The organism is Variovorax sp. 05T418 (assembly GCF_056396385.1).
The window spans coordinates 36674-61372 of the sequence record NZ_JBFTLJ010000004.1 but is presented as its reverse complement, the minus strand read 5'-3'; the positions used below and the strand labels follow the sequence as shown (position 1 = coordinate 61372).

The window sequence follows — 24699 nt, the reverse complement described above, 5'->3', positions numbered from 1 at the left end:
CTGAAATGCTTCTAGCAGCCATGCGCCAAAAGCGCCGCGCGGCCGGCACATTCATGGCCTGGCCTTTTTCTTCTTCTGCTCTTCCACCATGACTCACAAATTCAAGATCGTCGCTGTCTCCGGCGGCCTGCAACGCCCTTCGCGCACGCTCGCGCTGGTCGAGGAACTGCTGGAGGGCCTGACCGACGCCTGGCCCGCCGAGACGCGCCTCGTCGAACTGGGCCAGTTGGTGCCGAAGTTCGGCGGCGTGCTGCAGCGCGGCCAGCTTCCAGCCGAGGTCGAGCAGTCGCTCAAGGACGTGGAATCCGCCGACCTGCTGCTGGTGGCGAGCCCGATCTATCGCGGTTCGTACACCGGGCTTTTCAAGCACTTCTTCGACTTCGTTCATCACGAAGCGTTGATCGACGTGCCGGTGCTGCTTGCGGCCACCGGCGGCAGCGACCGCCACGCACTGGCCATCGACCACCAGCTGCGCCCGCTGTTCAGCTTCTTCCAGGCCCACACGCTGCCAGTCGGCGTCTATGCGACCGACAAGGAATTCGACAACTACCGCGTGAGCGGCGATGCACTGCGCGCACGCATCGCATTGGCCGTCGAGCGCGCATTGCCCGTGCTGCGCCAGCGCGCGGGCAGGCCGCTCGAAGTGCCTTCGCTGGCGCTGGCCTGAGCGATTCGCCGATGTCCTCCCCGCTTGAACTTCTTCCCGACGGATTCGCCGTGCCGCGCAAACCGCGCAAACCGCGCAAACCGCGCGACCCCGATCCCGCGCGCGTGCGGCGCATCCGCAGCGACGGCGAAGCGCTGGAGGCCGCCCACCGCCTTGCCGCGCTGTTCGCCCCCGGTGCTTCTGCGCGCGACCGCGAGCGGCGCTTGCCGTGGGATGAGCTCGACCTTTGGTCCGAGAGCGGGCTCGGCGGCATCACCGTGCCGCGCGCGCATGGCGGTGCCGACGTGTCCTACGCCACGCTGGCCGAGGTCTTCGTGATCCTGTCGGCCGCCGACGCCTCGCTCGGCCAGATCCCGCAGAACCACTTCGGCGTGCTGGGCGTGCTCCGCGAGATCGGCACCGAGCCGCAGAAGACCCGCTTCTACGCCGAGGTGCTCGCGGGCCAGCGCCTGGGCAATGCGGGGCCGGAGCGGCGATCGAAGACCATCGCGGAGGGCGCGACACGGCTGCGCCGCACGCCCCAGGGACTGCGCCTGGACGGCGAGCGCTTCTATTCGACCGGTGCGCTGTTCGCCCACCGCGTGCCGGCACGCGCGCTCGACGACCAGGGCCGCGCCGTGCAGGTGTGGTTGCCGCGCGATGCGCCCGGGCTCACGGTGGTCGACGACTGGTCCTCCTTCGGCCAGCGCACCACGGCCAGCGGCACGGTGCGCTTCGAGGCCGTGCCGGTCGACGAGGCGGACGTGCTGCCGCTGTGGCAGCTGGCCGACCGGCCCGGCCTGTTCGGCCCCGGCTCGCAGCTCCTGCAGGCGGCCATCGACCAGGGCATTGCGCAGGCCGCGCTCGCCGAGGCAATCGCCTTCGTGCGCGAGTATGCGCGGCCCTGGACCGATGCCGGCGTGGCCCGCGCGGCGGACGACCCTTACATCATCCAGGACGTGGGCCGCCTCGAGGTGGACTTGCATGCCGCGCACGAGGTGCTGCTGGAAAGTGGCCGCACGCTCGATGCCATGGCGGCCCGGCCCGTCACCGCCGAATCCAGCGCGCGCGCCTCGGTTGCCGTGGCCGAGGCCAAGGTGCTGACGACGCGCATCGCGCTCGATGCCAGCGAGAAGCTGTTCGAGCTCGCCGGCTCCTCGGCCACGCGCGAAGCCCACAACCTCGGCCGCCACTGGCGCAACGCCCGCACCCACACCCTGCACGACCCGGTGCGCTGGAAGGCGCACCTGATCGGCAACTACCTGCTCAACCACGTGCCACCGCCGCGGCATTCCTGGAACTGATCGATGACGCTCACCGCTCTTCTTCCCGATCGCACATCCGAGGCGCCCGCGATGCGAGCTCCCGCCCGCGCCGATGCACAGCCCGCACCCGTCCCTGCGCAGAGGCCGCTGCGCATCCGCGACGATGCCCAGGCGCTGCAGATCGCGCGCGAGCTCGCCGCCGACTTCGCGCGCGATGCCGCGGTGCGCGACCGCGAGCGGCGCCTGCCCTGGGACGAGCTGGAGCGCTTCACCGCCAGCGGGCTCTGGGCCATCACGGTGCCGCGCGAGCATGGCGGCGCCGGCGTGTCGGCACGCACGCTGGCGGAGGTGATCGCCATCATCTCGGCCGCCGACGGCTCGCTCGGGCAGATTCCGCAGAACCACTACTACGCGCTGGAGGTGCTGCGCGTCGGCGGCACCGAGGCCCAGAAAAGCTTTTTCTACCGCCGCGTGCTCGAAGGCGAGCGCTTCGGCAATGCGCTCGCGGAGATCGGCCACAAGGACTTCAAGCGCCGAACGCGCCTGCACGAGGAGGGCGGCAGCCTGCAGGTCGACGGGCAGAAGTTCTACTGCACCGGCGCACTGTTCGCGCACTGGATTCCCACGCTGGTCGTGGCACAGGAGGGCGAACGCGAAGTGACCAAGCTCGCCTTCGTGCCGCGCCGCGCCGAGGGCGTGAGCATCGTGGACGACTGGGACGGCTTCGGCCAGCGCGTGACGGGCAGCGGCTCGGTGCGCTTCGAGGGGGTGCAGATCGACCCGGCCTGGGTCGTTCCCTTCCTGGCCTCCTTCGAACGGCCCACCACCATCGGCCCGTTCGCGCAGCTGCTGCATGCCGCCATCGACCTTGGCATCGGGCGCGGCGCCTTCGAGGCCACGCTGCCCTTCGTGCGCGAGCGAGCGCGGCCGTGGATCGATGCCGGCGTGGAACGCGCCAGCGAAGACCCGCTCGCGATCCAGCTGACCGGCGAGGTGGCGGTGCGCCTGCGCGCGGCCGAGGCCCTGCTGCGCCGCGCCGCGCGCTTCGTCGAAGCGGCCCAGCGCGCGCCCGGCGAGCACAGCGTGGCCGCGGCATCGATCGCAGTGGCCGAGGCCCGCGTGCTGAGCACCACCGCCTCGCTCGACGCCGGCAACCGCCTGTTCGAGCTGGCCGGCACCGGCGCCACGCTCGACGGCCTGGGGCTGGACCGCTTCTGGCGCAACGCGCGCACCCACACGCTGCACGACCCGGTGCGCTGGAAGTACCACCACATCGGCAACTACCACCTCAACGACCGGTTCCCGCCGCGGCACGGCGCGCTGTGAGCACCGATTCTTTTTCTTCTTTTCCCGTTCTTCTTCGGAGTCTTGCTTGAGCCGCTTCCCATCGCTTTCCGCCGCGCTGTCGCGCCGCCGCCTGCTGCAATTCGCCTCGGCCGCCGCCACCGCCGCCGGCGCGGGCCTGCCCGCCTTCGCGGCCCTCAAGGAGCCGCCCGGCACCACCAAGGTCCTGAAGGTAGGCGTCACGACCGGGCCGCACGAGCAGACCTTCGAGGTCGCCAAGCGCGTGGCCGAGCGCGACTACGGCCTGAAGATCCAGATCGTGCCCTTCACCGACTACAGCCGGCCCAACGCCGCGCTCGATGCCGGCGACCTGGACGCCAACAGCTTCCAGCACCGGCCCTTCCTCGCGGCGCAGGTGCGTTCGCGCGGCTACAGGATCGTCGGCTTCGGCCGCACCTGGATCGGCCCCATCGCGATCTATTCGCGCAAGTTCAAATCGTTCAAGGACCTGCCCGAGGGCGCCAGCATCGCCATTCCCAACGACCCGTCGAACGAAAGCCGGGTGCTGTTGCTGCTGCAGAAGGCCGGCGCCATCAAGCTCAAGAGCGGCATCGACCCGATCGCGGGCATCAACGCCACGCCGCGCGACATCACCGAGAACCCGCGGAAGTTCCGCTTCGTCGAGATCGAGGCCGCGCAGCTGCCGCGCACGCTCGACGACACCGATGCCTCGGCCGTCAACGCCGACTATGCCAACAAGGCCGGCCTCAATCCGGCGCGCGACGGCATCCTGGTCGAGGACAAGGAAGGCCCCTATGCCTGCCTGATCGCGGTGCGCGAACAGGACAAGGAACAGCCCTGGGTGCAGCAGCTGGTCAAGGCCTACCAGACCGACGAGGTGCGCGACTTCATCGTCAAGACCTTCGCGGGCGGCGTGCTGCCGGCGTTCTGACATGGCGCAGAAGAAGAAAGAGATCCTGCTCAACGCGTTCAACATGAACTGCGTGGGCCACATCAACCATGGCCTGTGGACCCATCCGCGCGACCACTCGCTCGAATACAACACGCTCGAACACTGGACCGGCATCGCGCGCACGCTGGAGCGCGGCCTGTTCGACGGCCTGTTCATTGCCGACATCGTGGGCGTCTACGACGTCTACCAGCACAACGTAGACGTGACGCTGCGCGAGTCGATCCAGTTGCCGGTGAACGACCCGCTGATGCTGGTATCGGCCATGGCGGCGGCGACCCGGCACCTGGGCTTCGGCGTGACGGTCAATCTGACCTACGAGCAGCCCTACCTGCTGGCGCGGCGCTTCTCGACGCTGGACCATCTCACGCGCGGACGCATCGGCTGGAACATCGTCACCGGCTATCTCGACAGCGCCGCGCGCGCGATGGGCCTGGCCGAGCAGATCGCGCACGACGAGCGCTACGAACGGGCCGACGAGTACCTGGAAGTGCTCTACAAGCTGTGGGAAGGGAGCTGGGAAGACGCGGCGGTGCGGCGCGACAAGGCCGCGCGCGTCTTCGCGGACCCGGCCAGGGTGCACAAGGTGCGGCACGACGGCCGCTACCACCAGGTCGAGGGCTACCACCTGGCCGAGCCCTCGCCGCAGCGCACGCCGGTGTTGTTCCAGGCCGGCAGCTCCGGCCGCGGCCAGCGCTTTGCCGCGCGGCACGCGGAGTGCGTCTTCATCTCGCCGCCCAGCAAGGAAGCAGCGCGCCAGACCGTGCAGGCACTGCGCGAACAGCTGGTGCAGGCCGGCCGGCGTCCCGACGACGTCAAGGTGTTCGTCGGCGCGGCGGTGGTGCCGGGCGCGAGCGCGAAGGAGGCGCAGGAAAAGTACGCGGACTACCGGGACTACGCGAGCCGCGAGGCGGGCCTGGCGCACTTCTCGGCCAGCACGGGCATCGACTACGCGCGCTACGGCCTGGACGAGCCGATCGACTACGGAAAGACCAACGCCATCGAATCGGCCACCCGCACCGCCGAGCAGCAGGGCTGGACGCGCCGCAAGCTGCTGGACCTGTTCGAGCTCGGCGGGCGCTACCCGGCCATCGTCGGAGATGCGGCGCAGGTGGCGGACGAACTGCAGTCGTGGATCGACGAGACCGGCGCGGACGGCTTCAACCTGAGCCGCACCGTGGTGCCCGAGAGCTACGAGGATTTCGTCGACCTGGTCGTGCCCGAGCTGCAGGACCGCGGCGTCTACAAGACCGCCTATGCCGAGGGCAGCCTGCGCCGCAAACTGTTCGATGCCGGCGACCGGCTGCCTGCGCGCCATGCGGCGGCGCAGTTCCGCCATCGCGCCGGCGAGGCCTGATCAACTTTCGGCCCGGCTTCCCACTGCCCAATAGAAGGTCGGCCGGGTTCCGTTGATCGCGTGGTCGCCGACCGCGCGCGCCTTGTAGATCACCGGGTTGTGCGAGGCCAGCGTGCGCGCGTTGCGCCAGTGGCGATCCAGCCGCCGGTCTTCCTGCAGCGCCGAGGCGCCGCCGACATCGAACAGGCGCGTCGCGGCGTTCAGCACGGTGTCGACGATGCCGACCTGCGCCTTGGCGGTGCGCAGCTCCACGTCGACGAGCAGGCTTTCGGGAACGGGCTCGCCGCGCTGGTGCATGCGGTCGATGTCGCCCAGCCCGCGGGCCACTGCAGCCACCGTTGCGGCGGCCGTGAAGGCCGCGCTGGAAAGCTGCCCCACCACCTGCTGGACCAACGGATCTTCCCGCGGCGTGGTGCCGCTGCCGTGGCTGTATACGCGCTTGCGCGGCTGCACGAAGGCGACCGCGTCGCGCTCGATCGCGCGCGCGATGCCGGCCAGCGTGGCCAGGTGGGTGAGCTGGAAATGGGCCGTGAGCGGCGTCGGCCGGTCGCGGTCGTAGGTCAGCACATTGCCGGCCTCGACAGCGACACGGCGAAAGCGCGTGGTACCCGACCCGGTCAGGCGTTGGCCGAAGCCGCGCCAGTCGTCGATGCGTTCCACGCCGCTCGCTTCCGCGGGCACAAGCACCAGCACCCGGCCTTGCTTGCTCGGATCGTCCGCGCGCTGGGCGGTCACGGGAATCCAGTCGGCATAGAGCGTGCCTGTGCTGTAGTACTTGTCGCCATCGAGCAGCCAGCCCTTGCCGTCGCGCGTGAGCGTGGTTTGCAGCGTGCCCAGCTCGGCCTCGCCCAACTCGGTGGTGGCATTGCCGAAGATCGCGCCGTCGGCCGCGCGCCGCAGCCAGGGTGCATGCAGCTCGGGATCGATCTCGGCATAGAGCCGTTCGATGAAGCCGAAGTGCGCGCGCAGGATCTGCGGCAGGTTCGAATCGGCGGCGCCAAGCTCGATGAGCAGGTCGAACAACTGCTCGACCGAAGCGCCAAGGCCACCGTGGACCCGCGGCACGCGCAGCGCGCCGAAGTTCGCTTCGCGCAGCCAGGTGACGGCGTCGTAGGCCAGTGCGCGCTCGTTCTCGCGTTGGGCGGCATGTTCGGCGATGCGGGCGAAGACGGGGCGGAAGCGCTCGGCGAGCTGTTCGCAGGCAGGGGGTGGTGGGGGCATGAACGATGAGGTACCAGGAAAGGTGGAGAAGGCGGTCACGCGATGGCGGCCGGATGCGCCTCGCGCGCCGAATGCGCCGGATGCGCCGGATGCGCGGGTCGCCGCAGCCCGAGGTGCTCGCGCAGCGTGCGGCCTTCGTACTCGGTGCGGAACAGGCCGCGCCGCCGCAGCTCGGGCAGCACCAGTTCGATGAAATCGTCCAGGCCGCCCGGGAACCACGGCGCCATGATGTTGAAGCCGTCCGCGCCGCGTTCCTCGAACCACTGCTGCAGCTGGTCGGCAACGCGGGCGGGCGTACCCACCACCTGCTGGTGGCCGCGCGCGCCGGCAATGCGCAGGTAGAGATCGCGGATGCTGAGGTTTTCGCGCCGCGCCAGGTCCAGCAGCAGCCGCTGGCGGCTCTTGGGGCCGTTGGTTTCCGGCAGTTCGGGCAGCGGGCCGTCGACCGGCAGCCTGGAGAAATCGAAGCCTCCGATCACGTTCGACAGCAGCGACACGCCGACCACCGGGTGCACCAGTTGCTGCAGCTGCTCGAACTTCTCCTCGGCCTCTGCCTGCGTGCGGCCGACCACGGGGAAGATGCCGGGCATGATCTTCACGTCATCGGGGTGGCGGCCATGGCGCGGCAGCCGGCCCTTGATGTCGGCGTAGAAGGCCTTCGCCTCGTCGAAGGTCTGGTGCGCGACGAAGATCACTTCGGCCGTCCGCGCGGCCAGGTCGCGGCCCGCTTCGGAGGCGCCGGCCTGCACCACCACCGGCCGCCCCTGCGGCGAGCGCGCCACGTTGAGCGGGCCGCGCACCGAGAAGTGCGTGCCCTTGTGGCCCAGCACGTGCAGCTTGTGCTCGTCGAAGTAGCGGCCGCTTGGCTTGTCGCGCACGAAGCTGTCGTCCTCCCAGCTGTCCCACAGGCCCGTGACCACGTCGTGGAACTCGGCCGCGCGCTCGTAGCGCAGCGCGTGCTCGAAATGTTCGTCGCGGTTGAAGTTCTGCGCCTCGCCGGTGCCGCTGGAGGTCACGAGGTTCCAGCCCGAGCGCCCGCCGCTGATCTGGTCGAGCGAGGCAAACTTGCGCGCCACGTTGAAGGGCTCGTTGAAGCTCGTCGACACCGTGGCGATGAGCCCGATGCGCTCGGTCAGCGCCGCAATGGCGGCAAGCAGCGTGAGCGGCTCGAAGTGGTCGGCGCGCGCCGTGCGCGAGAGCGACGCCAGGTCGCTGTTGCGAACGCCGACCGAATCGGCCAGGAAGATGGCGTCGAACTTGGCCGCTTCCGCCTTCTGCGCCAGTTCGACGTAGTGGCGGAAGTTGCTCCCGGCATCGGCCTGCGCGCCCGGATGGCGCCAGGCCGCGATATGGTGGCCGGTCTGCATGAGGAAGGCGCCGAGCTTGAACTGGCGCGTGGATGAAGCCATGGGTCGAATGCCTTGGAAAAAGAGAGAAGGAGCGCGATCACCACGCCAGCTGCAGCCGCTGCGGCAGGCCGGTGCCGACAGTTTCGGGTGGCGGTGCGGCGGCCGGCGTGCGATCGGTATCGGCATCGAGGAAGTCGCTGAGCACGTCGTCGCGCAAGGCAATGAATGCCGGGTCGCTGCGGTTGCGCGGGTGCGGCAGATCGACCTCGACGGTGCGCCGGATGCGGCCGGGCGAGGGCTGCATCACCACCACACGATCGCCCAGGAAGACGGCTTCCTCGACATCGTGGGTCACCAGCAGCATGGTGATGCGCTCTTTCTGCCAGATGCGCTGAAGCTCGTTCTGCAGCCGCGAGCGTGTGAGTGCATCGAGCGCGCCGAAGGGCTCGTCGAGCAGCAGCACGCGCGGCCGGTTCACCAGGCCGCGCGCAATCGCCACGCGCTGCGCCATGCCGCCGGAGATCTGGTGCGGCCACGATTTTTCGAAGCCCTCGAGCCCGACCAGCGCGACATGCTCGGCCACCAGGTCGCGCTTTTCCTTGGCGCTGAAGGGTGCGTTGCGCAGGCCCACCGCGATGTTCTGCTCCACCGTGAGCCAGGGAAAGAGGCGGTGGTCCTGGAACACGATGCCGCGCTCGCGGCCGGGGCCCGAGATCGGTTCACCGTCGAGCAGGATCCGGCCCTCGTACTGCGCGTCCAAGCCGAGGATGAGCCGCAGCAGCGTGGACTTGCCGCAGCCGCTGGTGCCGACGATGCTCACGAAGCGGCCGGCCGGAATGTGCAGGTCGATGCCTTCGAGCACCTGCAGTTCGCCGCCGCTGGCCTGCGTGCTGGCATAGCGCTTGCCGAGGCCGCGGATGTCGAGTTCGTTGGAGGGGTTCGCAAGGAGGGAGGTCATGGAAGGTGAGTTCTTTCTGCGTGCGTGGTTCATGCGCGCCCGGTCCAGCGCGCCAGCCGGCGCTCCAGCGTGCGGGCCGAGGCGTTCATGAGCCAGCCGACGAGGCCGATCACGAACATGCCGAAGATGACCAGGTCCATCTGGAAATGCTCGCTGCCCTCGATCAACGTGTTGCCGATGCCGCGGCCGGCCACCAGCAGGTACTCGGCGCCGATGGTCGCAAGCCAGGAATAGATGAGCGCCAGGTAGACGCCCGTGAAGATCGAGGGCAGGGCGGCCGGCAGCACCACCTGCGTGACGGTCTGCCAGCGCGTGTAGCCATAGACGCGCGCCACCTCGAGCAGGCCGGCCGGCGCGGTGCGGATGCCGTCGCAGGTGTTGACCACCACCGGCACCAGCGCGGCCAGCGAGAGGAACACCACCTTGGCAACGTCGCCAAGGCCGAACCACACCGAGATCAGCGGAATCCACGCGAACAGCGAGATCTGCTTGAAGGTGTTGAAGCTCGGACCGGCGATGCGGTTGAAGAGCGCCGACAGCCCCAGCAGCGCGCCGAGCACGAGGCCCGACGCGGTGCCGATCGCAAAGCCCGTCGCTTCGCGCGCCAGGCTCGCGCCGAGCGCACGCCAGAGGCGTCCGCTTGCCACCTGGTCGATCGCGGTATCGAGCACCTTGGCCGGCGAGACCAGCAGCGCCGAGTTCACGACGTCGAGCGACGACAGCAGCCACCACAGCAAGACAGCCGCCACGGGCAGCACGAAGCCGCGCCAGCGGCTGCGCTGCTCAGGCTGCAGCGGTTGCACGGCAGCCAGTTCGGCGGCTTCCCGCGTGACGGTGTTCATGGCGCGGCTCCGCCCGGCTGGCGCCGGTGCATCGAGGTTTCGAGCCGATCGAGCAGGCGGTCGATGGCATAGCCGATCGCACCCACCACGATCACGGCCGCCATCACCAGGTCGAGCTGGAACAGCTGCCGGCCATAGACGATGAGGTAGCCCAGCCCTTCGCTCGACGCCACCAGTTCCACCACCACCAGCGAGAGCCAGGCCTTGGTGAAGCCCAGCCGCACGCCGGTGAAGAGCGTGGGCACGGCGTGCGGCAGCACGATTTCCAGCACCTGCTGGCGCCGCGTATAGCCATAGACCTGGCCGACTTCGCGCAGCGCGGACGGGGTCTGGCGGAAGCCCTGCAGCGTGTTGAGCGCCACCGGCACCAGTGCCGCCTTGGCGATGAGGATGTACTTCAGCGGCTCGCCAATGCCCACGATCAGCAGCACGAAAGGCAGCCAGGCCAGCACCGGGATCTGCACCAGCGCATTGAAGCTGGGCAGCACATAGGTCTCGAAGCTGCGCGACAGGCCCATGGCCGAGCCCAGCGCGAGGCCGAGCAGGGTGCCCACTGCAAAGCCGACACCCACGCGCGTGAAACTGGTGCTCACGTGTAGCCAGAGATCACCGCTCATGGCCAGGTCGCGCAATGTTTCCCACACGAACTGCGGCGGCGGCAGCACCTGCGGCGAGATCCAGCCCTGCTCGGCGCCCGTGAACCACAGCGCGAGCAGGGCGATGGGCAGCAGCCAGGGGAGCGTGCTGTCGCCGATGCGCCGCCAGGGCATCCGCGCCAGCAACGGCGCGATCGTTCGCGCCGCGGACGCGGGCGCGTCGTCGCGAGGCCGCAGGACGGCTGCCAATTCGACTTCGGCGCTCATCGGTTTTTCCCCCTCTCCCTCTGGGAGAGGGCTGGGGTGAGGGCCAGCGGCGCTTGCAGATGCGGTGCTCGTGCGAAGGCCGATGCCCTCACCCTAGCCCTCTCCCGCCAGCGGGAGAGGGGATAAGACAACGCCCTCATCGCGAAGCGACCGATGGACTCGCCTTCGGCTGTCCCTTGGCGTCGTAGGCCGTCCAGTAGTTCTCCAGCCCCTGCTTCTTCAGCGCGTTCTTCAGGTAGCGCGTGTCGAACCAATCGTCGACCGACACCTCGCGGCGGATCAGCTTGAGCTTGAGCGCGTCGGCCACCACGGCCTTGTAGCGCCCGATGATGAAGTCGTCGGCCAGCGGCGAGTTGCGCACCGCGAGCTGCTGCTGGTCGAACTCCGCCGCCCACGAAGCCACCGGTGTGCCGCTGCGCGCCCAGATGCGGAAGAGCTCATCGCGGTTCTTCTCGTCCGACGACCAGCGCGCCGCCCGCACGAACACGTCGACCACGCGCTGCACCTCGGCCGGGTTGGCCTGCTCGAAGTCCGCGCGCACCAGCAGCGAGGCCTGGCGCGTGAAGGCCGGGTCCTGCCCCTGCGTGGAATACACCACCTTGGCAAGGCCCTGGTCGCGCACCTTGAACCACTCGTAGCCGCCGAAGGCCGCATCCACGCCGCTCGACACCAGCGCGGCCTGCGCACTGCCGGTGTCGAGGTTCACGCCCTTGATGTCGCGCTCGGCCAGGCCGTTGGCTGCCAGCACGTTGATGGCCACGAGGTGGCCGTTGGTACCGCGGAAGATCGAGACCGTGCGGTCCTTCAGGTCCTTGATCGAGCGGATGTCCGACTTGGGCGGCGCCACCAGGTACAGGTTGTTGCGCGCGCCGCTCGCCAGCAGCAGCTTGGTCTTCAGGCCGTTGGAGCGCCCGACGATCGACGGCAGGTCGCCCTGGTAGGCGAAATCGATCTGCCTGTTCGACAGCGCCTCGTTCACCGCCGGTCCGGCACCCTTGAAGAACAGCCATTCGACCTTGATGCCCGTGGCCTTGAACTCCTCCTCCAGCCAGTTGTTGACGCGCGCAACGCCGCCGGGCGAACCGCCCCAGGTAACGGGATCGCCGCCGCCCGCGGTGGCCACGCCGATGCGGATGGTGTCGGGCGCCGCCTGCGCGGGCAGCGCGGCCACGGCCACCAGCGCAAGCGTGCCCAGTGGCGCGGCCCAACGGCGCAGGCGGGTGAACAGGGAGCGTGCCGCGCCGTTCACTTCGCGCCTTTCAGGCCGAGCTTGCGCCCGACCTCGGTGCCTTCGAAGAAGCGCGGATTGGCCTCGGTGTAGAAGCGGTGCGGGTTGTCGAAGACAAAGGCCTTGAAGTCCGCGGCCGAGATCACGCCTTGCTGCACCAGGTCCCAGGTTTCGGCCAGCGGCTCGGTGAACTCGGGCACGTCCCAGTGGCCCACGTCGGACGACCAGATCGCGTTGATCCTGGTGCCCAGCGGATTGACCTTGGTGTTGAACGCCGCGGCCACCGTGCGGTCGTCGGCCTCGGAGCCGAAGTAGAAGTTGTTCACCCAGCGGTCGCGGATGTCCTCCACCTTCTCGATGCCGGCGAGCGCGAAATCGTCGATCTCCGATTCGTTCGGCTCTCGGCTGTGCGGCAGCGCCGAGAGGCCGAGGCTGTCGCGCAGCAGCGTCGACTTGTCGATCGTACGGCCCTTGAGCAGGTCGCCGCCGTAGCGCTCGAACAGCGAGGCAAGCAGTTCGACGTCGGCCTCTGCGGGGTCGTAGTTGCGCACGGCGTTCCTGTTGCGCTTTTCCCAGCGGTCCACCAGGTGCGTGTAGACATGCGAGCCCCAGTCGGCACCGCCTTCGAGCAAGCCCACGCGCAGGCCGGGAAAGCGCCGCGTCACGCCGCCGAAGAACAGTGCCTTGGCAAAGGCTTGCGAGCCATCGGCAAAGTGGCCGATGTGGTTGTTCATGTAGTTGCTGATCGACTGCCGGCCGGTCCAACCCTGGCTGCCGTAGTGCGTGGTGACGGGCACGCCCAGTTCCACCACCTTGGCCCAGAAGGGGTCGTAGTCGTGCTCGCTGTCGATGCCGTAGAAGTCGATGTACCCGGTCTGCTTCGCAATCTCCGGGTGTTCCTTCGCCGGATATTTTTCGGCGATGGCGCGGATCGGCCGGCGCACCCCGCCTGCGATGTTGATCACCTTCAGGCCGAGCGTCTTGACCGCGAACTCCAGCTCTTCGATGCCTTCCTGCGGCGTGTGCAGCGGAATGCCCGCCACCGGCGTCAGGCGGTCGGCATACGGCCGGTACTGGTCGGCGTGGAAGTGGTTGATGGCGCGATGCAGCGGCTGGCGGTATTCGCTGCCGGCCGCGGCGGGCGAGAGCACGTCGTTGGGGAACAGGATCGAATAGTCCGAGCCCTGCTCGCCCAGGCGCTCGTAGAGCAGCGCGGGCAGCGTGTAGGTGGCCAGGTCGTAGGTGTTGCGCGTCACGCGGGCCCACCAGGGCGCGCGCAGCGTGCGGTGGAACTGGCGCTCCTCGGCCGTCTGCTGGTACCAGTCCTTGCCGCCGCCATTGCGCGTGACGAAGCGTCCGCCCAGCGCCTTGCGCAGCGCGTCGACCAGCTTGCTGCCGCCGTACTGCGCCACGTAATCCTCGAGTACGGGCGCGTAGTCGTTGACGTGGACATCCGTGTCGATCACGGGATGGTCGAGGCCGGCCTTCACGGCGGCGGAGCGCGAGGCATGCACGCGGTTCAAACGATCGTTCATCTGCGGGTTCCTTGGAAGGGAAAGGAACGCCGCAGGCTACGCGCGGCTCACGCGCTTGCCAAAGAAGGCTTTCGGTATTGCTTAGCCGGTGCGTGCATAAGGAGCACAGCTCGGCGCGGATGTTGCGGGGCGGTACTTCGGTTTCGGGCGGCGCATCGAGGTACTCATGTTTCCACCGGAAGCTCCAGCGTGAACGCCGCGCCGGTGCCCGGCCCGTCGCTGTGGGCCGTGAGGGTTCCGCCCATTTCATGCGCGGCGATCACGGCGCTGTGCAGGCCGAATCCATGGCCGGTCTTTTTCGTGGTGAACCCGTGCACGAACACCTGGGACAGGGCCTGCGTCGCAATGCCCACGCCGTTGTCCGCCACGCAGATGCGCAGCCGCTGGCCCGCCACCAGCTCCACGCGCACCGTGAGCCGGGGCTCGCGGTCGGTCACGCCGTCCATGGCCTGCTCGGCGTTGCTGATCAGGTTCACCAGGATCTGCAAGATCCGCCCCTGGTCCAGCAGCAGTTCGGGAAGAGGCGCAATCTCTTTTTCCACCACCATCCGGCGCTGCGCCAGCGCCTCGGCGTTGATGCGCAATGCATCGTCCACCAGTTCGCGGACCTGCACCTTTTCCAGCAGCCTCGATGCGCCGGCGTAGGCCTGCTGCGCGGCAATGATCTCCTTGATGTGTTCCACGTTCTTGCCCAGTGCCGCCAGCTCCTTGATGGCGTCGTTCTGCTCTGCCACCAGCGCCGAGGCCAGCTGGCGCAGATAGCCCGGAAGCACCTTGCCCTTGGGGTCCGAAGCGAGGAACGCGCCCAGGTCGTCCGCGTGCTCTTCCATCAGCTGGACGGCCCGCGCAAGCCCCGGGGCCTTGGAGGCGCGAACGCGCGAAAGAATGAGCGCCGCGGACACGTTCACGCTGTTGAGCACATTGCCGACGTTGTGCAGCACGTTGGTGGCGATGCGGGCCATGCCGGCCAGGTGCGAGGCCTCGACCAGCTGCTTGTTCACCTCGGCAACCTGGCGCTCCGCCTCCTTCAGGTCGGAGATGTTCTTGGTGATGCCGAAGGTTCCGACGATCCGGCCCGCACGGTTTCGCAGGGGCATCTTCGTCGTCAAGGCCCAGGTGTCGGGCCGCCCGTCGATCCAGGTTTCCTTTTCGATCTTGCCGATCATCGGCACACCCGTGCGGATGATCTCCTGCTCGTCCTCGAACGCCGGACGCGCATGCTCTTCGGAAAAGACATCGAAGTCCGACTTTCCCACCAGCCCTTCGGGTGTGGCCATTCCAAACTCCAGCGCCTGCGCCGTGCTGGTCTTGATGAAGCGGGACTGCGCGTCCTTGAAGTAGATGTGGTCCGGAGAGTTGTCCAGCAGCGCGCGAAGCAGCTCGCGCTCGTTGGCCAGCATGGCGTCGTCCTCTTCCTGGTTGCGCGGGGCCGCGTCGAGCAAGACTCCCTGGCTGCCGATGGCCGTGCCGTCAGGCCCCCGCACCGCAGACTCGATCACCTGCCAGGAAGCCGCCTCGTCGGAGTCGATCTCCGCAGGCGTGCGGCCCAGGATGCGTTCTGCAGGCATGCCCTTGAGTTCGCAGAACCTGGCATTGACGAAGGTGAAGCGCCCCTCGGTGTCCTTGCGAAAAATGCCGACCGGCAACTGCTCGACGATCGGTGCCGTGCTGTCCTCCAGGAGGGTTGCGCTTGCAGGGGAGGCGGGTTGGCTTTGCATGGCGATGTGCTGCAGGTTCCCAAAAGTGCTTTATAGCTCCCTGCCGAGGGCAAGCACTGTTCGGCCAACGCACCCCATCAAACCGCGGCGGCTCCCACAGGATGCGCAGGCCGGTCGCAATACTCGATCAGCAGTTCGGTGAGGACGCGAATCTTCCGTGCGGGATGCTGGCCGGGCGGCCGGACGACATAGGCACCTGCCGGCGGTGGCGGATGGCGCGTCATGACCGGCACCAGCGCCCCGGAGGCCACGTGTTCATGGGTGAGCCAATCGGGCAGGTAGGCGATGCCCAGTCCTGCCGTGGCAGCGGCGACCAGCGCCGTGCCGTTGTCGGCCTTGAAGCGCCCTTGCGGGCGAACCGTGATGGTCTTGTCGCCATCCGTGAGGTGCCAGGCTTCGGTTCCCTGCATGAGGGCCTCGTGGGCGAGGAGCTCCTCCGGTGTCTCGGGCGATCCATGCGCCTTGACATAGGCCGGACTCGCAACGAGCTTTCCATGCACCGGGCCGATGCGTCTTGCAATCAGGTTGGAGTCCGGGAGATAGCCGACCCGTATCGCACAGTCGTAGCCCTCCGCGATGAGATCGACGAAGCGGTCGCTGTAGCAGGTCTGGATGTGAAGCCCGGGGTGGCGTCGTGCCATCTCCGCAAGGATGGGCGCGAAGTGGGTCGGGCCCAGTGAAAACGGCGCAGCAATGCGCAAGCGCCCACGAAGGTCGCCGGCGGGCAGGATCGCTTCCCTGGCCACGTCGATCTCGGCGCAGACCCTGGCTGCATGGTCCCGGAACGTGGCCCCGGCTTCGGTGAGCGCGGCCCCGCGGGTGGACCGCGCAAGCAGCTGCACGCCAAGCTCCTCTTCAAGCCTGAAGAGGCGGCGGCTGACGATCGACTTGGACACCCCAAGCCGCAGCGCCGCGGACGAAACCCCGCCGGCATCGGCAACTTCCACGAAGGTCCGCAGCTCTTCGATGTCCAATTTGGTGTTCCTCATTGCGCGACACAGCTCGCCGCGAAATGGTACTACCGCATCAAAAAGAGGAACAACAGAATCCTGCTTCGGGGCAAGCAATGTCCCGCTCACAACCGAAACAAAGGATTCATCAATGACTTTTCGCAACGGCCTGGCTTCGCTTCTTCGCCCCGAAGACTCGGTACTCGTTCTCATCGACCACCAGCCCTACCAGCTCTCCAACCTGAACAGCCATGACCCGCAGGCCGTGGTGAACAACACGACCGCGCTGGCGAAGCTGGCAAAAGCCTTCAACGTTCCGACCATTCTCACCAGCGTGATCGCGGCGCGCGGTGGACTTCTCTTCAAGCAGATCACCGACGTATTTCCAGACCAGGAAGTCATCGATCGCACCTGGGTGAACACCTGGCAGGACGAGAACGTGGTGAGCGTCGTCAAGGCGACTGGCCGCAAGCAGCTGATCATCGCCGGCCTGTGGACCGAGGTCTGCGTCGCAATGCCTGTCATCCAGGCCGCCGGCGAAGGCTGGGATGTGACCGTGATCACCGACGCATCGGGCGGGATTTCGAAGGAGTCCCATGAAGTTGCCATCCAGCGAATGATCGCGGCCGGCGCGAACGTGATGACCGTGATGGCGCTCTGTGGCGAATGGCAACGCGATTGGGCGCGCACCGAGCACGTCGAGGAACTGACCGAGATTCTCATCCAGCACTTCGCCGGCAGCGGCATCGCGTATCTTTGGGAGCAGCAGTTGCTCAACACGCCTGTGCCTGCCAAGGCAGGATGATCTGAGGGGGGACCGCTCATCCCGCTTCATGCCGCATTCGCCTTCTCTTGAATGGCTTGGCATTGTTGGAGGAGGGCGTCGAAGGATTCGATCTCCTCGAGAAACAGGCCGTCGTCGACCATGTGCTGGTAGTCGGCGGCCAACTTGGCCAAGGCGCCGTCGTCGGGAACCAGGCGAAGACCACCCGAGACGGCGGCGTGATAGTCGATCGGTTCGCCATTGGGGCTCCTCTCCGTGAAGAAGATGCTCTTGTGATCGGCCACTGCCTTCGCCAGCGCCTTATCCCTCAGCGCTGAATCGGCGAAGCCGGCGGCATCCAGCCGAGTGACATCGTGCCAGTGACGAGCGAACCGGTCGCCACCGCGGAAGGCGCCCTGCGCGCAGAAGACATGGATTGCGGTGGCCTTCTCCCAGAAGGTCCGCTCGGCGCGCATGACTTGCGGCATTGCTTCGGGGAACTCCACTACTCCCGACAGATGCGCGGCGGCATCGCACTGAACGGAGCGCAACTCCGCAGGTTCGCCGGTAGACCGAGCTCCGAATTCGAGCATGACCACCGACGGGACAAGGCGCTCGTCGGCAGAGAGCTCGAAGAATTCAGCCATGCGGCACCAGCGCACTGACTTCCTGGGCCATCCAGGTGGGCAGGCGCGCGCGTGCCGAAGCCACTTCCTTCAACTCGGCCGGCGGCAGTTTGGCGCGCAGCGCACGCAACGCCTTGCCGGCCTTCTCCGGCCCGAGCCATGCCAGCGCCCGCACCACATCGCCCGCGGCGCGGCCTGGAAGGATCAACTGCCACACCGGCGCATGCCGCAACTCCACCGTTTGTGCTCCCAGCTTCAAGCGACGGCTTGGGCCCGACGTCAGATAAACCGCCCGCATAGGTACCTGCGTGGTGAGACCCAGCGCGTTGGCGGCAGACGCACCATGCGGCACGATGGTTTCTCCGCGCTGGCTCGCCAATGCCTCGACCATCCTGGCAGCCGAAGGCGCCCGGGAGCCGAAGCGGCTTTCAACTGGCAGCACATAGATGCCGCGGCCCGCGCGCAGCAGCGCGCCGCGCTGCACGAGGCGGGACAGAACCTGGTCCACGGCGGCGCGATTCCCCAGGTGCAGCAGTTCTTTCGCGATCAAGGGCGTGCCTTCCGGCAACCCGGCGGCGTGCTCCATAACTTGTTTGGCGAGGGTCTGCATGGCGGTGAATCCTGAGTGTCAGAAGTATGATGGAATTTCTGACAGTTTTCAAGACGGCGTCGCGAATGCGCGGGGCGCCAGGTCGACTACGTCATTGCTTCACACGTGGCGGGGGGCGGCAAACGCCCGGCCAGCGGAGTTTTGAACGCGCCCTGAATGCCGCCCGCGGCGAACTGAAGATGCACCAAGCATCGAAATCGTGGCGCCTCACCGCGCCGCTGCGTGCGTTGCGGCGAACGCTTGAATAAGCGCTCAGTAGATCACCGTCACCCGCATCGAATTGCTCCCGTCGCCCTCCGCAGCAGCACCGGCCGTTCGCGGCGCGGCGCGGGCCGTGATGGCAGCCATGGCGCCGATGGCGCTGCGCCAGGTGGGGTCGAGGGTGTCGAGGCCGTCGGCGGTGGTGCCGGCGACCGTGAAGGTCGTCTCGCCGATCTTGTCGAACTGGTATTCGCGGCCCTTGATGAGCACCGACTTCATGTTGGTCCAGACGCGGTATTCGTGCCCGCCATTGACCGGCGTGACCTGGAGCACCTTGAAGGTCGGGAGCACGATCATCGTCACGTTGAACCGCGCCGCAGCGCTGTGCGGGCCGTGCGTCGGCTCCGCGGAGCCGAGCCGCAGCGGCAACAGCAGCATCATGCCGACGGCGGCCGCCGTGCGGGCCGCACGCGGTGGAAGCGGCGGGCCGGCAGAACCCGCACGGGACAACATGTTTCCGGACATGGGACCTCCTCTCCTCGCAACCTCGGTGGAGGGCATCGCATCGATGCCCCAACTTGGGTTATCGGCAGAGTAGCCGGAAAATTAAGGCCGCCCGTGCTTTTTTTGGAAGGGCTTTCCCGCTGGCCTTGGCCGTTCAGTAGGTCACGGTGACCGTCACGGTGTCCAGGTAGCTGTCCGGCCGCACGTTCACGTTGCTGCCAAGGACGCGGCCGTACACGGTCAGTGACTGGGCTGCACCCGTGCCCGTGCCTGCGACGGTGTTGGTGCCTATGACGCTGCCCCATGAGACCGAGCGGCCCGCATTGCTGTAGAGACGGTAGGGCACCGCGTCTGTGTTGCCGGGCACACCGCCTGTCGGCGTCATCGACCCCGCGCCGGTCGTCGAATTGTTGGAGGGCGTCAGCGCCACCGTGTAGCTGGTGGGCGTGGTGCAGGTGACGTTGATCGTGCTGAACCGGTCCCGGTCGGCCATGCCCGGCAGGCCGTCGATGGTGCCGAAATTCAGTGGGTCGGCCGTGACCAGGCAGCTTTTGGCGACGTTGGCGGTCACCACGAACGGAAAGTTGTCTGCCGCCGTGCCGCCGCACGCTGCCGGCGTGGCGCCCGTGCTCGACGAGAACGTGATCGAGGTGTGAACGGTACCGAAGTTGTCCTGGTAGGCGCCCGGAGGTACGGCGCCCTGGAGGGCGATCAGATCCCCTCGCATGGTCGTGCTTCCCGAGAAGACCCCCGGAATGGTGCCCGAAGTCCGGCGAGGAACGGTGAACGTGGTGACGAAGGGGTTCGGCACCGTCCCGTTGCCGCTCGAACCCCAGATGACGTTGCTCGTTCCCTGGTAGAGCTGGAACTTCAAGCTGTTCGTACCGCTCTTCATGACGCGCGGGTTGAAGTTGGTCAGGCCTTCGTCGCCGTCGCCAATGTTGAAGCAGATCCTGACCTGTTCGGCGGTGGTGCTGTTGTTGGTGCAGTTGTAGCTCAGCGTGGCGGTGGGAGAGGAGGGGGTGCTCCCGTCGACCAGGTCGACCGAACCGAAGGCCAGGTTCGTCATGTCTGCCGTGCAAGTGATCGTGGCCTGCGCACTCCCCGCACCCACCCACCAAAGCAACGCACAAAACAGCGGCAAACGCAGCGCCCGCAAGGTGCGGCTCAAAGAAAAGCTCATGGCGTCTTCCCCTCCCTGATGCAGCGCAGCGGCCCGATCTGCGGAATGCCTGCGCCTTCCTTGCGATAGTCGAAGCTCACGCGGCAGCGGCCGCCGCCCGGCGTCTGCACCTCGAGCGTGTTGCGCGCCTGCAGCGACTCTAGGTACACCGCGCCGTCAAAGCCCACCAGCGCGGGCTCGCCGGTGCCGCCATTCACGCGCACCCGGCTGCCCAGCGGCAGCGGCTTGCCCGCCTCGTCCGCCAGCAGCAGCGCCGCCGCATTCACGGGCGTGATGCCAAAGCGCACCAAGGTGCCGGCGCGGTCGCTTGGCGTGGCCACCGTCTTCACGCGCTCGATGCGCACGTCGGCCGGCAGCTGCATCGGGTCGATCGACAGCTGGTTGTTCTGATAGGCGCGCAGCGGTGCCACCAGCAACATGCCGTGGCTGTCCGTGGTGCCGATGTCGCGGTTCTCCAGCCTCACCGGCACGCCTGCGATGCCGTCGGTGGAAACCACCGCAAAGGCGTCGTCGATGCGCCGCGCCGCAAAGGGCTGGCCGCCCATGAAAGCGATCGAGCCGGTGGCACCCGCGTAGGCATAGCGGCTGTCGCCCAGCACGCTGATGCCGGCCATTGCGCGGCCGTAGCGGCCCAGGTAGTCGACTTCGGCCTGGCCGCCGTTCTGGCCGCCGCCCTGGCGCAGGCCCGCGCGCCAGCCGATGCCGCCTTCGCCCGGAATCGAGCTTTGCGCGTCGGCCGAGAAGGTGGTGCGGTCGCCATCGCGCTGCACGCCCGTGCTGGCCGTGATCTTGCCGTCCAGCGCCCAGGTAAAGCCCACGTACAGGCTGCGCTCGCGCCGGTTGTCCAGGTTCTGGTTGAGGCTCACGTTCACCGAGGCGCTGCGGCCAATCGCGCTGAACCAGTAGACGCTGGCCAGCCGCGTTGCCGCCTGTGCGGGATAGCGCAGGTACAGGTAGCTCAGGCCAAAGCTGCCAAAGCTCCCCGTGGTGTAGCCGACCGATGCGCGGCCCGATCCGCGCGGCGGCGCGCTGCCGTACAGCGACGCCACGTCGCGGTACTCGCCGTAGGTGCGCGTGCCCTCGACCGCAAAGTTGAAGTGGTTGTCGCGCCAGCTGTAGCCCAGGTTGACCAGCGAGCCTTGCTCCGAGCGGTAGCTGCTGTGCGCCACTGCGCCCGCCAGCACGCCGCTCTGGCCGAGCAGCCAGGCGCCGCCCACGCCGGCCTTCACCAGCCCCTTGGTGGCTTCGCCGTGCGCTTCCATCGTGAAGCTGTTGTTCACGCCATAGCGCCAGGTGCCGCTGGCCGCCGGATCGCTGCCGTATTGGAACGAGCGCAGGCCGTAGTCCTTGCGCACCATGCCCAGGTCCACCGACCAGTCCGACAGGCCCGCTTCCAGCAGCCGCTGCGTGTCGTACAAGGAAAAGTCGAGCGTCGTCGCGCGCCCGAAGGCATCGGTCAACACCACCTGCGCATTGCCCGCGCCGTTGATGCTCGGCACCGTCTTCAGCTGGAACGGCCCCGCGGGCACCTGGCCCGTGTACTGCCGCATCCCGTTGATGTACAGCTCCACCTGCGAAGGCAGCGCAGCCGCTCCCAGGAAGGCTGGCAGCGGCGTGGTCGTGCGATAGGGCTGCAGCGCAAAGTTGCGCGACAGCTGGACGCCGCCGATGCGGGTGGAGCGCGACCATGGCAGCGAGGCCGTGGTCGTGTCGCCCACGCGCAGCGTCAGCATGTCTTCAGGGAACGAGGTGCTCAGCGTGGTGTCCAGCCGCACCGAATCGTGCGTCCAGCCTTCGCTCGGGAGGCGGGTCGAGCGCGACATCATCGTGTTGCTGAGCACCGTGCTTCCGGTGAACGCGCGCAGCTCGGTCAGCGCGTTCAGGCTCGACGTGTTGCCGCGCCCCTGCGTGCCGTACAGGTCGTAGTTGAGCAGCAGGCCGGGCGAAGCACTGGCCTTGGGCACGATGGTGGTCGATGTGTCCACCACCGTGGTGGGCAGGCGCAGCACCTCGGCCGAGGCATTGATTTCAACGCTCTGGGTTGCGGCGTCGTACTTGATCTGCAGCCCCGGAAGGCTCTTGAGCCGCACCGGGTCCGACACGCCCGCCGGCAGCACAAAGCCCAGTTGCCGCAGCGTGGCGGCACTGGCCCACAGCTCCTGGCCGCGCAGGCCAAAGTGCACCAGCCCCTGCGGGTTGCCGTTGAGGCTCAGGTCCAGATAAAGATCGCTGCCGGTGGGGCCGGCCAGCTCGCCCTCCGCGGGCGCGACCAAAGATGCGCTCGAGCCGGCTGCGGCATTCTCAGCCTGGGCGGCAAAAGACATCAGGCCGGAAAGAAGCAGCAGTGGCAGCAGGCGCTCAGCGGGCGCGTGGGAGCGGCGGGATTTTTTCCTGCGTCGCGTTGCCATTGATCTTCGTTTCCAGGATGCCGCCGAGGGCAAAAGCCTCCGCGGAAGTCTTCAGTGGCCAACGCATGCGCGCACCCGGCAAAACGTAGCCCAGCAGGCCCGCATGCACCGGCGTGCGGCGGCCCACCGTGTCGAGAAATTCCACATCGGCAAGCTGCGCATGCATGCCCCCGGTGTTGGCCACTTCGAGCACGGCCTGGCCTTCTTCGCGGCGCAGCGACCATGCGAGCTGCGGCTCGGACGACTGCGCGCCCGCCGCTGCAATGAAGATCGGAACCGAATAGCGCAGCACCAGCTGCAGGCCCTTCTTTTCCTTCATCTCCACCGGCAGCTCGTCGATCACCACCCGGTAAGAGCCTTCGACCGTGCCGGCCGGAACGCCCGTGCGAATCACGCGGATCAGCTGCCTGTCGGAGGCGGCCAGCTGCACCATCGGCGGACTGACCAGCAGTTCGCGCGAGGGCGTCAGCTTTTCGGTGCCGTTCTCCTGCGCCCAGTGATAGACGCGCACCTGCGCATGCACCACCGTGTCGCCCGTGTTGCTGAGCCAAAGGCCTTCGGCGTTTTGCGTGGCCTGCAGCGTCAGCGTGACCGGCGACACCTGCAGCCCGCTCGCCGATGCGACCGCCTGCACCAGGGCAAGCGCGAGAACGGCGGTATGGCGGAGCAGGCGGCGCATGGGCGGCAATCGATCGATCAATCGATCAGTAGTTGACCTGGACCGTCACCGTGTCCGAGTAGTCGCCAGGCGTCACGTTGGCGCTGGCGACCGTGGCGTACACGGGAATCGTCTGTGCCGCGCCGGTGCCGGTGCCGGCCACGCCGTTGCCCACGGCGGTGGACGTTGCCGTGCTGCCCCAGACCGAGCCCGTAGCGCTCACCGAACGGAGCTGGTAGGCCACCGTGTCCGAACCGCTTGCGGGGCTCATCACGCCGGCGCCGGTGGTGTTGTTGTTCGAAGGCAGCAGGCCGATGTTGTAAGGCGTGGTCTTGGAGCAGGTCACGCTGATGTTGCTGTTGCCGCTCAGGTTGGTGGCCGACGAATCGACCGTACCGAAGTCGATCTTCGAGCCGGCGCCCGCCACGACCGAGCAGGCCTTGGCCACAGTGATCAGGACCTGGAACGTGGCCGTGGCCGGGCTCGTGGCTGCCAAGACAGCGCTGGTGGTGACTGCAAGGGTGGCTGCAACGATGAGGGAGAGTTTTTTCATGGTGAACGCCGACTGGTTAAAAAAAAGAGTTGTGAAGACGGGGTTGAGGACCACGGGGCTTGCTGTAGCAAAGTAACCTTATAGTTCTCAATGTGAGATTATTGGAACTTTAGTTTCAAAAAGTCAACAGACGCGCTCCAAGTCGTCGCGCGGTGTTGACACGCTCTGAGGTTTCCCGTGGGTACCCAATCTGCCGGGGCAGGGGGTACCCCGCCGCCTGGCAAATGGATGTTTTTGGCTCGAAGGCGCCCCTGTACGGGGGCAAGAGCTCCGGTACGTGCCGGATTCCTTCTGGCTGTACAAACCCGCCCAAAAGGCGGGGTGTGCAGAAGCAATCGGCACGGCAAGGGCGGGAGTCGGTTTTTCGAGTGCCGATGCCCGTTTTGCTGCGACCTAAGTCACTTCTGACTTACAAAATGTAGCCTGAAGTACCAGTTGTCACAGAAGCTTGCTCACATTTTAAAAGCGATTTTGCCAACTCCATCACGGATTCCCGTAGCGGGGAGGGGCGCGCAGGGCGCCTGAACCGACCCCGGCAGGGCTTCAGCTGGTGATGCGTGGCAACAACAGTTAACTGACCCAGGCTCCGATCCGGAGCCGGAGTGGTTTCAGTCGTCCGACCGCGAGACGAAGAGCAGGCACATGAGCACCACGCCCAGAAAGGCGCCAGCTACAAAGATTCCGGTGTCGATTGCGAAGGTGTGCATGGTGTTTGGCGGCAAATTCCCTCCCAAAGGCTTCTTTTCGAAGCATTGGACCGAGCGCACCTGACCATCTCCTGAGTGCAATAGGAATGCAGCAGCGGCGCTGAATAAAAGCGCCGGCCTCCCCAATACGTGGGATGACAACTTGTTCGTTACTCCCTACTACCTCGTGCATCCCACGGCTAACGGTTATCAACTTTGTCCAGCAAGGGCATCCATCACATTTTGATAGACTAATGGGTAGCAAAACGTAAAAGCCGTTAGCTTTTCGTGGAAAAGTGATCCGCATCACTTTCTTAATAC

The 24699-nt window shown here is 67.2% G+C and carries 23 protein-coding genes; 7 read left to right on the top strand and 16 right to left on the bottom strand.

What is annotated here, in order from left to right:
- The first annotated feature begins 88 nt into the window (after window positions 1–88).
- Genes msuE through AC1DMS_RS08700 form a run of 5 tightly spaced genes read left to right on the top strand, consistent with a single transcriptional unit; the run spans window position 89 to window position 5522 of the window.
- Window positions 89–667 carry an FMN reductase gene (gene msuE / locus AC1DMS_RS08720; RefSeq protein WP_027729414.1) on the top strand — a complete coding sequence of 193 codons (579 nt, stop codon included), beginning with the start codon at window positions 89–91 and terminating at the stop codon, window positions 665–667.
- 11 nt (window positions 668–678) lie between these two features.
- Entirely contained in the window at window positions 679–1950 is a 1272-nt protein-coding gene (locus AC1DMS_RS08715; protein ID WP_062362036.1) for an SfnB family sulfur acquisition oxidoreductase, read from the top strand.
- 51 nt (window positions 1951–2001) lie between these two features.
- Window positions 2002–3237: an SfnB family sulfur acquisition oxidoreductase gene (locus AC1DMS_RS08710; RefSeq protein ID WP_049805733.1), complete on the top strand. Its 1236-nt coding sequence runs from the start codon at window positions 2002–2004 to the stop codon at window positions 3235–3237.
- A gap of 46 nt (window positions 3238–3283) precedes the next feature.
- Window positions 3284–4147, top strand: a complete 864-nt coding sequence (locus AC1DMS_RS08705) for a MetQ/NlpA family ABC transporter substrate-binding protein (protein ID WP_027729411.1) — start codon at window positions 3284–3286, stop codon at window positions 4145–4147.
- A 1-nt stretch (window position 4148) separates the two neighbouring features.
- Window positions 4149–5522, top strand: coding sequence for an LLM class flavin-dependent oxidoreductase (locus AC1DMS_RS08700; protein WP_027729410.1), 1374 nt, complete (start codon window positions 4149–4151; stop codon window positions 5520–5522).
- On the opposite strand, the gene AC1DMS_RS08695 is transcribed toward AC1DMS_RS08700, so the two are convergent.
- The 9 genes from AC1DMS_RS08695 to AC1DMS_RS08655 form a co-directional block, all read right to left on the bottom strand.
- Entirely contained in the window at window positions 5523–6743 is a 1221-nt protein-coding gene (locus AC1DMS_RS08695; RefSeq protein WP_478180872.1) for an acyl-CoA dehydrogenase family protein, read from the bottom strand.
- Between the two features lie 35 nt (window positions 6744–6778).
- Window positions 6779–8152, bottom strand: a complete 1374-nt coding sequence (locus tag AC1DMS_RS08690; protein WP_027729408.1) for an LLM class flavin-dependent oxidoreductase — start codon at window positions 8150–8152, stop codon at window positions 6779–6781.
- Window positions 8153–8189: 37 nt separating this feature from the next.
- Entirely contained in the window at window positions 8190–9050 is an 861-nt protein-coding gene (locus AC1DMS_RS08685; protein WP_027729407.1) for an ABC transporter ATP-binding protein, read from the bottom strand.
- 29 nt (window positions 9051–9079) lie between these two features.
- The gene (locus AC1DMS_RS08680) at window positions 9080–9892 is read right to left on the bottom strand and encodes an ABC transporter permease (RefSeq protein WP_027729406.1); all 813 of its coding nucleotides are present in this window, start codon (window positions 9890–9892) and stop codon (window positions 9080–9082) included.
- Entirely contained in the window at window positions 9889–10755 is an 867-nt protein-coding gene (locus AC1DMS_RS08675) for an ABC transporter permease (RefSeq protein WP_062362034.1), read from the bottom strand. The genes AC1DMS_RS08680 and AC1DMS_RS08675 overlap by 4 nt, the downstream gene beginning before the upstream one ends.
- A 136-nt stretch (window positions 10756–10891) precedes the next feature.
- Window positions 10892–11950 (bottom strand): ABC transporter substrate-binding protein, encoded by a 1059-nt coding sequence (locus AC1DMS_RS08670; RefSeq protein WP_244883480.1) that lies wholly within the window; start codon window positions 11948–11950, stop codon window positions 10892–10894.
- Between the two features lie 50 nt (window positions 11951–12000).
- Complete coding sequence (locus AC1DMS_RS08665) at window positions 12001–13518, bottom strand: amidohydrolase family protein (protein WP_062362031.1); 1518 nt, start codon at window positions 13516–13518, stop codon at window positions 12001–12003.
- 164 nt (window positions 13519–13682) lie between these two features.
- Window positions 13683–15236 (bottom strand): sensor histidine kinase, encoded by a 1554-nt coding sequence (locus AC1DMS_RS08660; RefSeq protein WP_027729922.1) that lies wholly within the window; start codon window positions 15234–15236, stop codon window positions 13683–13685.
- A gap of 77 nt (window positions 15237–15313) precedes the next feature.
- The gene (locus AC1DMS_RS08655) at window positions 15314–16210 is read right to left on the bottom strand and encodes a LysR family transcriptional regulator (RefSeq protein ID WP_062362028.1); all 897 of its coding nucleotides are present in this window, start codon (window positions 16208–16210) and stop codon (window positions 15314–15316) included.
- A gap of 127 nt (window positions 16211–16337) precedes the next feature.
- On the opposite strand from AC1DMS_RS08655, the gene AC1DMS_RS08650 reads away from it, so the two are divergent.
- A complete protein-coding gene (locus AC1DMS_RS08650) occupies window positions 16338–16991 on the top strand; it encodes a hydrolase (RefSeq protein WP_012747050.1) in 654 nt (217 codons plus the stop codon).
- 26 nt (window positions 16992–17017) lie between these two features.
- Here AC1DMS_RS08650 and AC1DMS_RS08645 read toward each other — a convergent pair whose 3' ends face one another.
- From AC1DMS_RS08645 to AC1DMS_RS08615, 7 genes are all read right to left on the bottom strand, one after another.
- The gene (locus tag AC1DMS_RS08645; RefSeq protein ID WP_436299826.1) at window positions 17018–17596 is read right to left on the bottom strand and encodes a nucleotidyl transferase AbiEii/AbiGii toxin family protein; all 579 of its coding nucleotides are present in this window, start codon (window positions 17594–17596) and stop codon (window positions 17018–17020) included.
- Window positions 17589–18185, bottom strand: coding sequence for a DUF6088 family protein (locus tag AC1DMS_RS08640; protein WP_012747051.1), 597 nt, complete (start codon window positions 18183–18185; stop codon window positions 17589–17591). The genes AC1DMS_RS08645 and AC1DMS_RS08640 overlap by 8 nt, the downstream gene beginning before the upstream one ends.
- Window positions 18186–18437: 252 nt before the next feature.
- Window positions 18438–18911, bottom strand: a complete 474-nt coding sequence (locus AC1DMS_RS08635) for a hypothetical protein (RefSeq protein WP_062362026.1) — start codon at window positions 18909–18911, stop codon at window positions 18438–18440.
- A 133-nt stretch (window positions 18912–19044) separates the two neighbouring features.
- The gene (locus AC1DMS_RS08630) at window positions 19045–20073 is read right to left on the bottom strand and encodes a Csu type fimbrial protein (RefSeq protein ID WP_062362023.1); all 1029 of its coding nucleotides are present in this window, start codon (window positions 20071–20073) and stop codon (window positions 19045–19047) included.
- Window positions 20070–22346: a fimbria/pilus outer membrane usher protein gene (locus AC1DMS_RS08625; protein WP_244883355.1), complete on the bottom strand. Its 2277-nt coding sequence runs from the start codon at window positions 22344–22346 to the stop codon at window positions 20070–20072. Before AC1DMS_RS08625 ends, AC1DMS_RS08630 begins: the two co-directional genes overlap by 4 nt.
- 85 nt (window positions 22347–22431) lie before the next feature.
- On the bottom strand, window positions 22432–23160 hold the full coding sequence (locus tag AC1DMS_RS08620; RefSeq protein ID WP_436299828.1) for a fimbrial biogenesis chaperone: 729 nt from the start codon (window positions 23158–23160) through the stop codon (window positions 22432–22434).
- A 25-nt stretch (window positions 23161–23185) separates the two neighbouring features.
- Window positions 23186–23692: a Csu type fimbrial protein gene (locus tag AC1DMS_RS08615; RefSeq protein ID WP_369664382.1), complete on the bottom strand. Its 507-nt coding sequence runs from the start codon at window positions 23690–23692 to the stop codon at window positions 23186–23188.
- A gap of 642 nt (window positions 23693–24334) precedes the next feature.
- On the opposite strand from AC1DMS_RS08615, the gene AC1DMS_RS08610 reads away from it, so the two are divergent.
- Window positions 24335–24463 carry a hypothetical protein gene (locus AC1DMS_RS08610; RefSeq protein WP_478181067.1) on the top strand — a complete coding sequence of 43 codons (129 nt, stop codon included), beginning with the start codon at window positions 24335–24337 and terminating at the stop codon, window positions 24461–24463.
- Window positions 24464–24699: the final 236 nt, after the last annotated feature.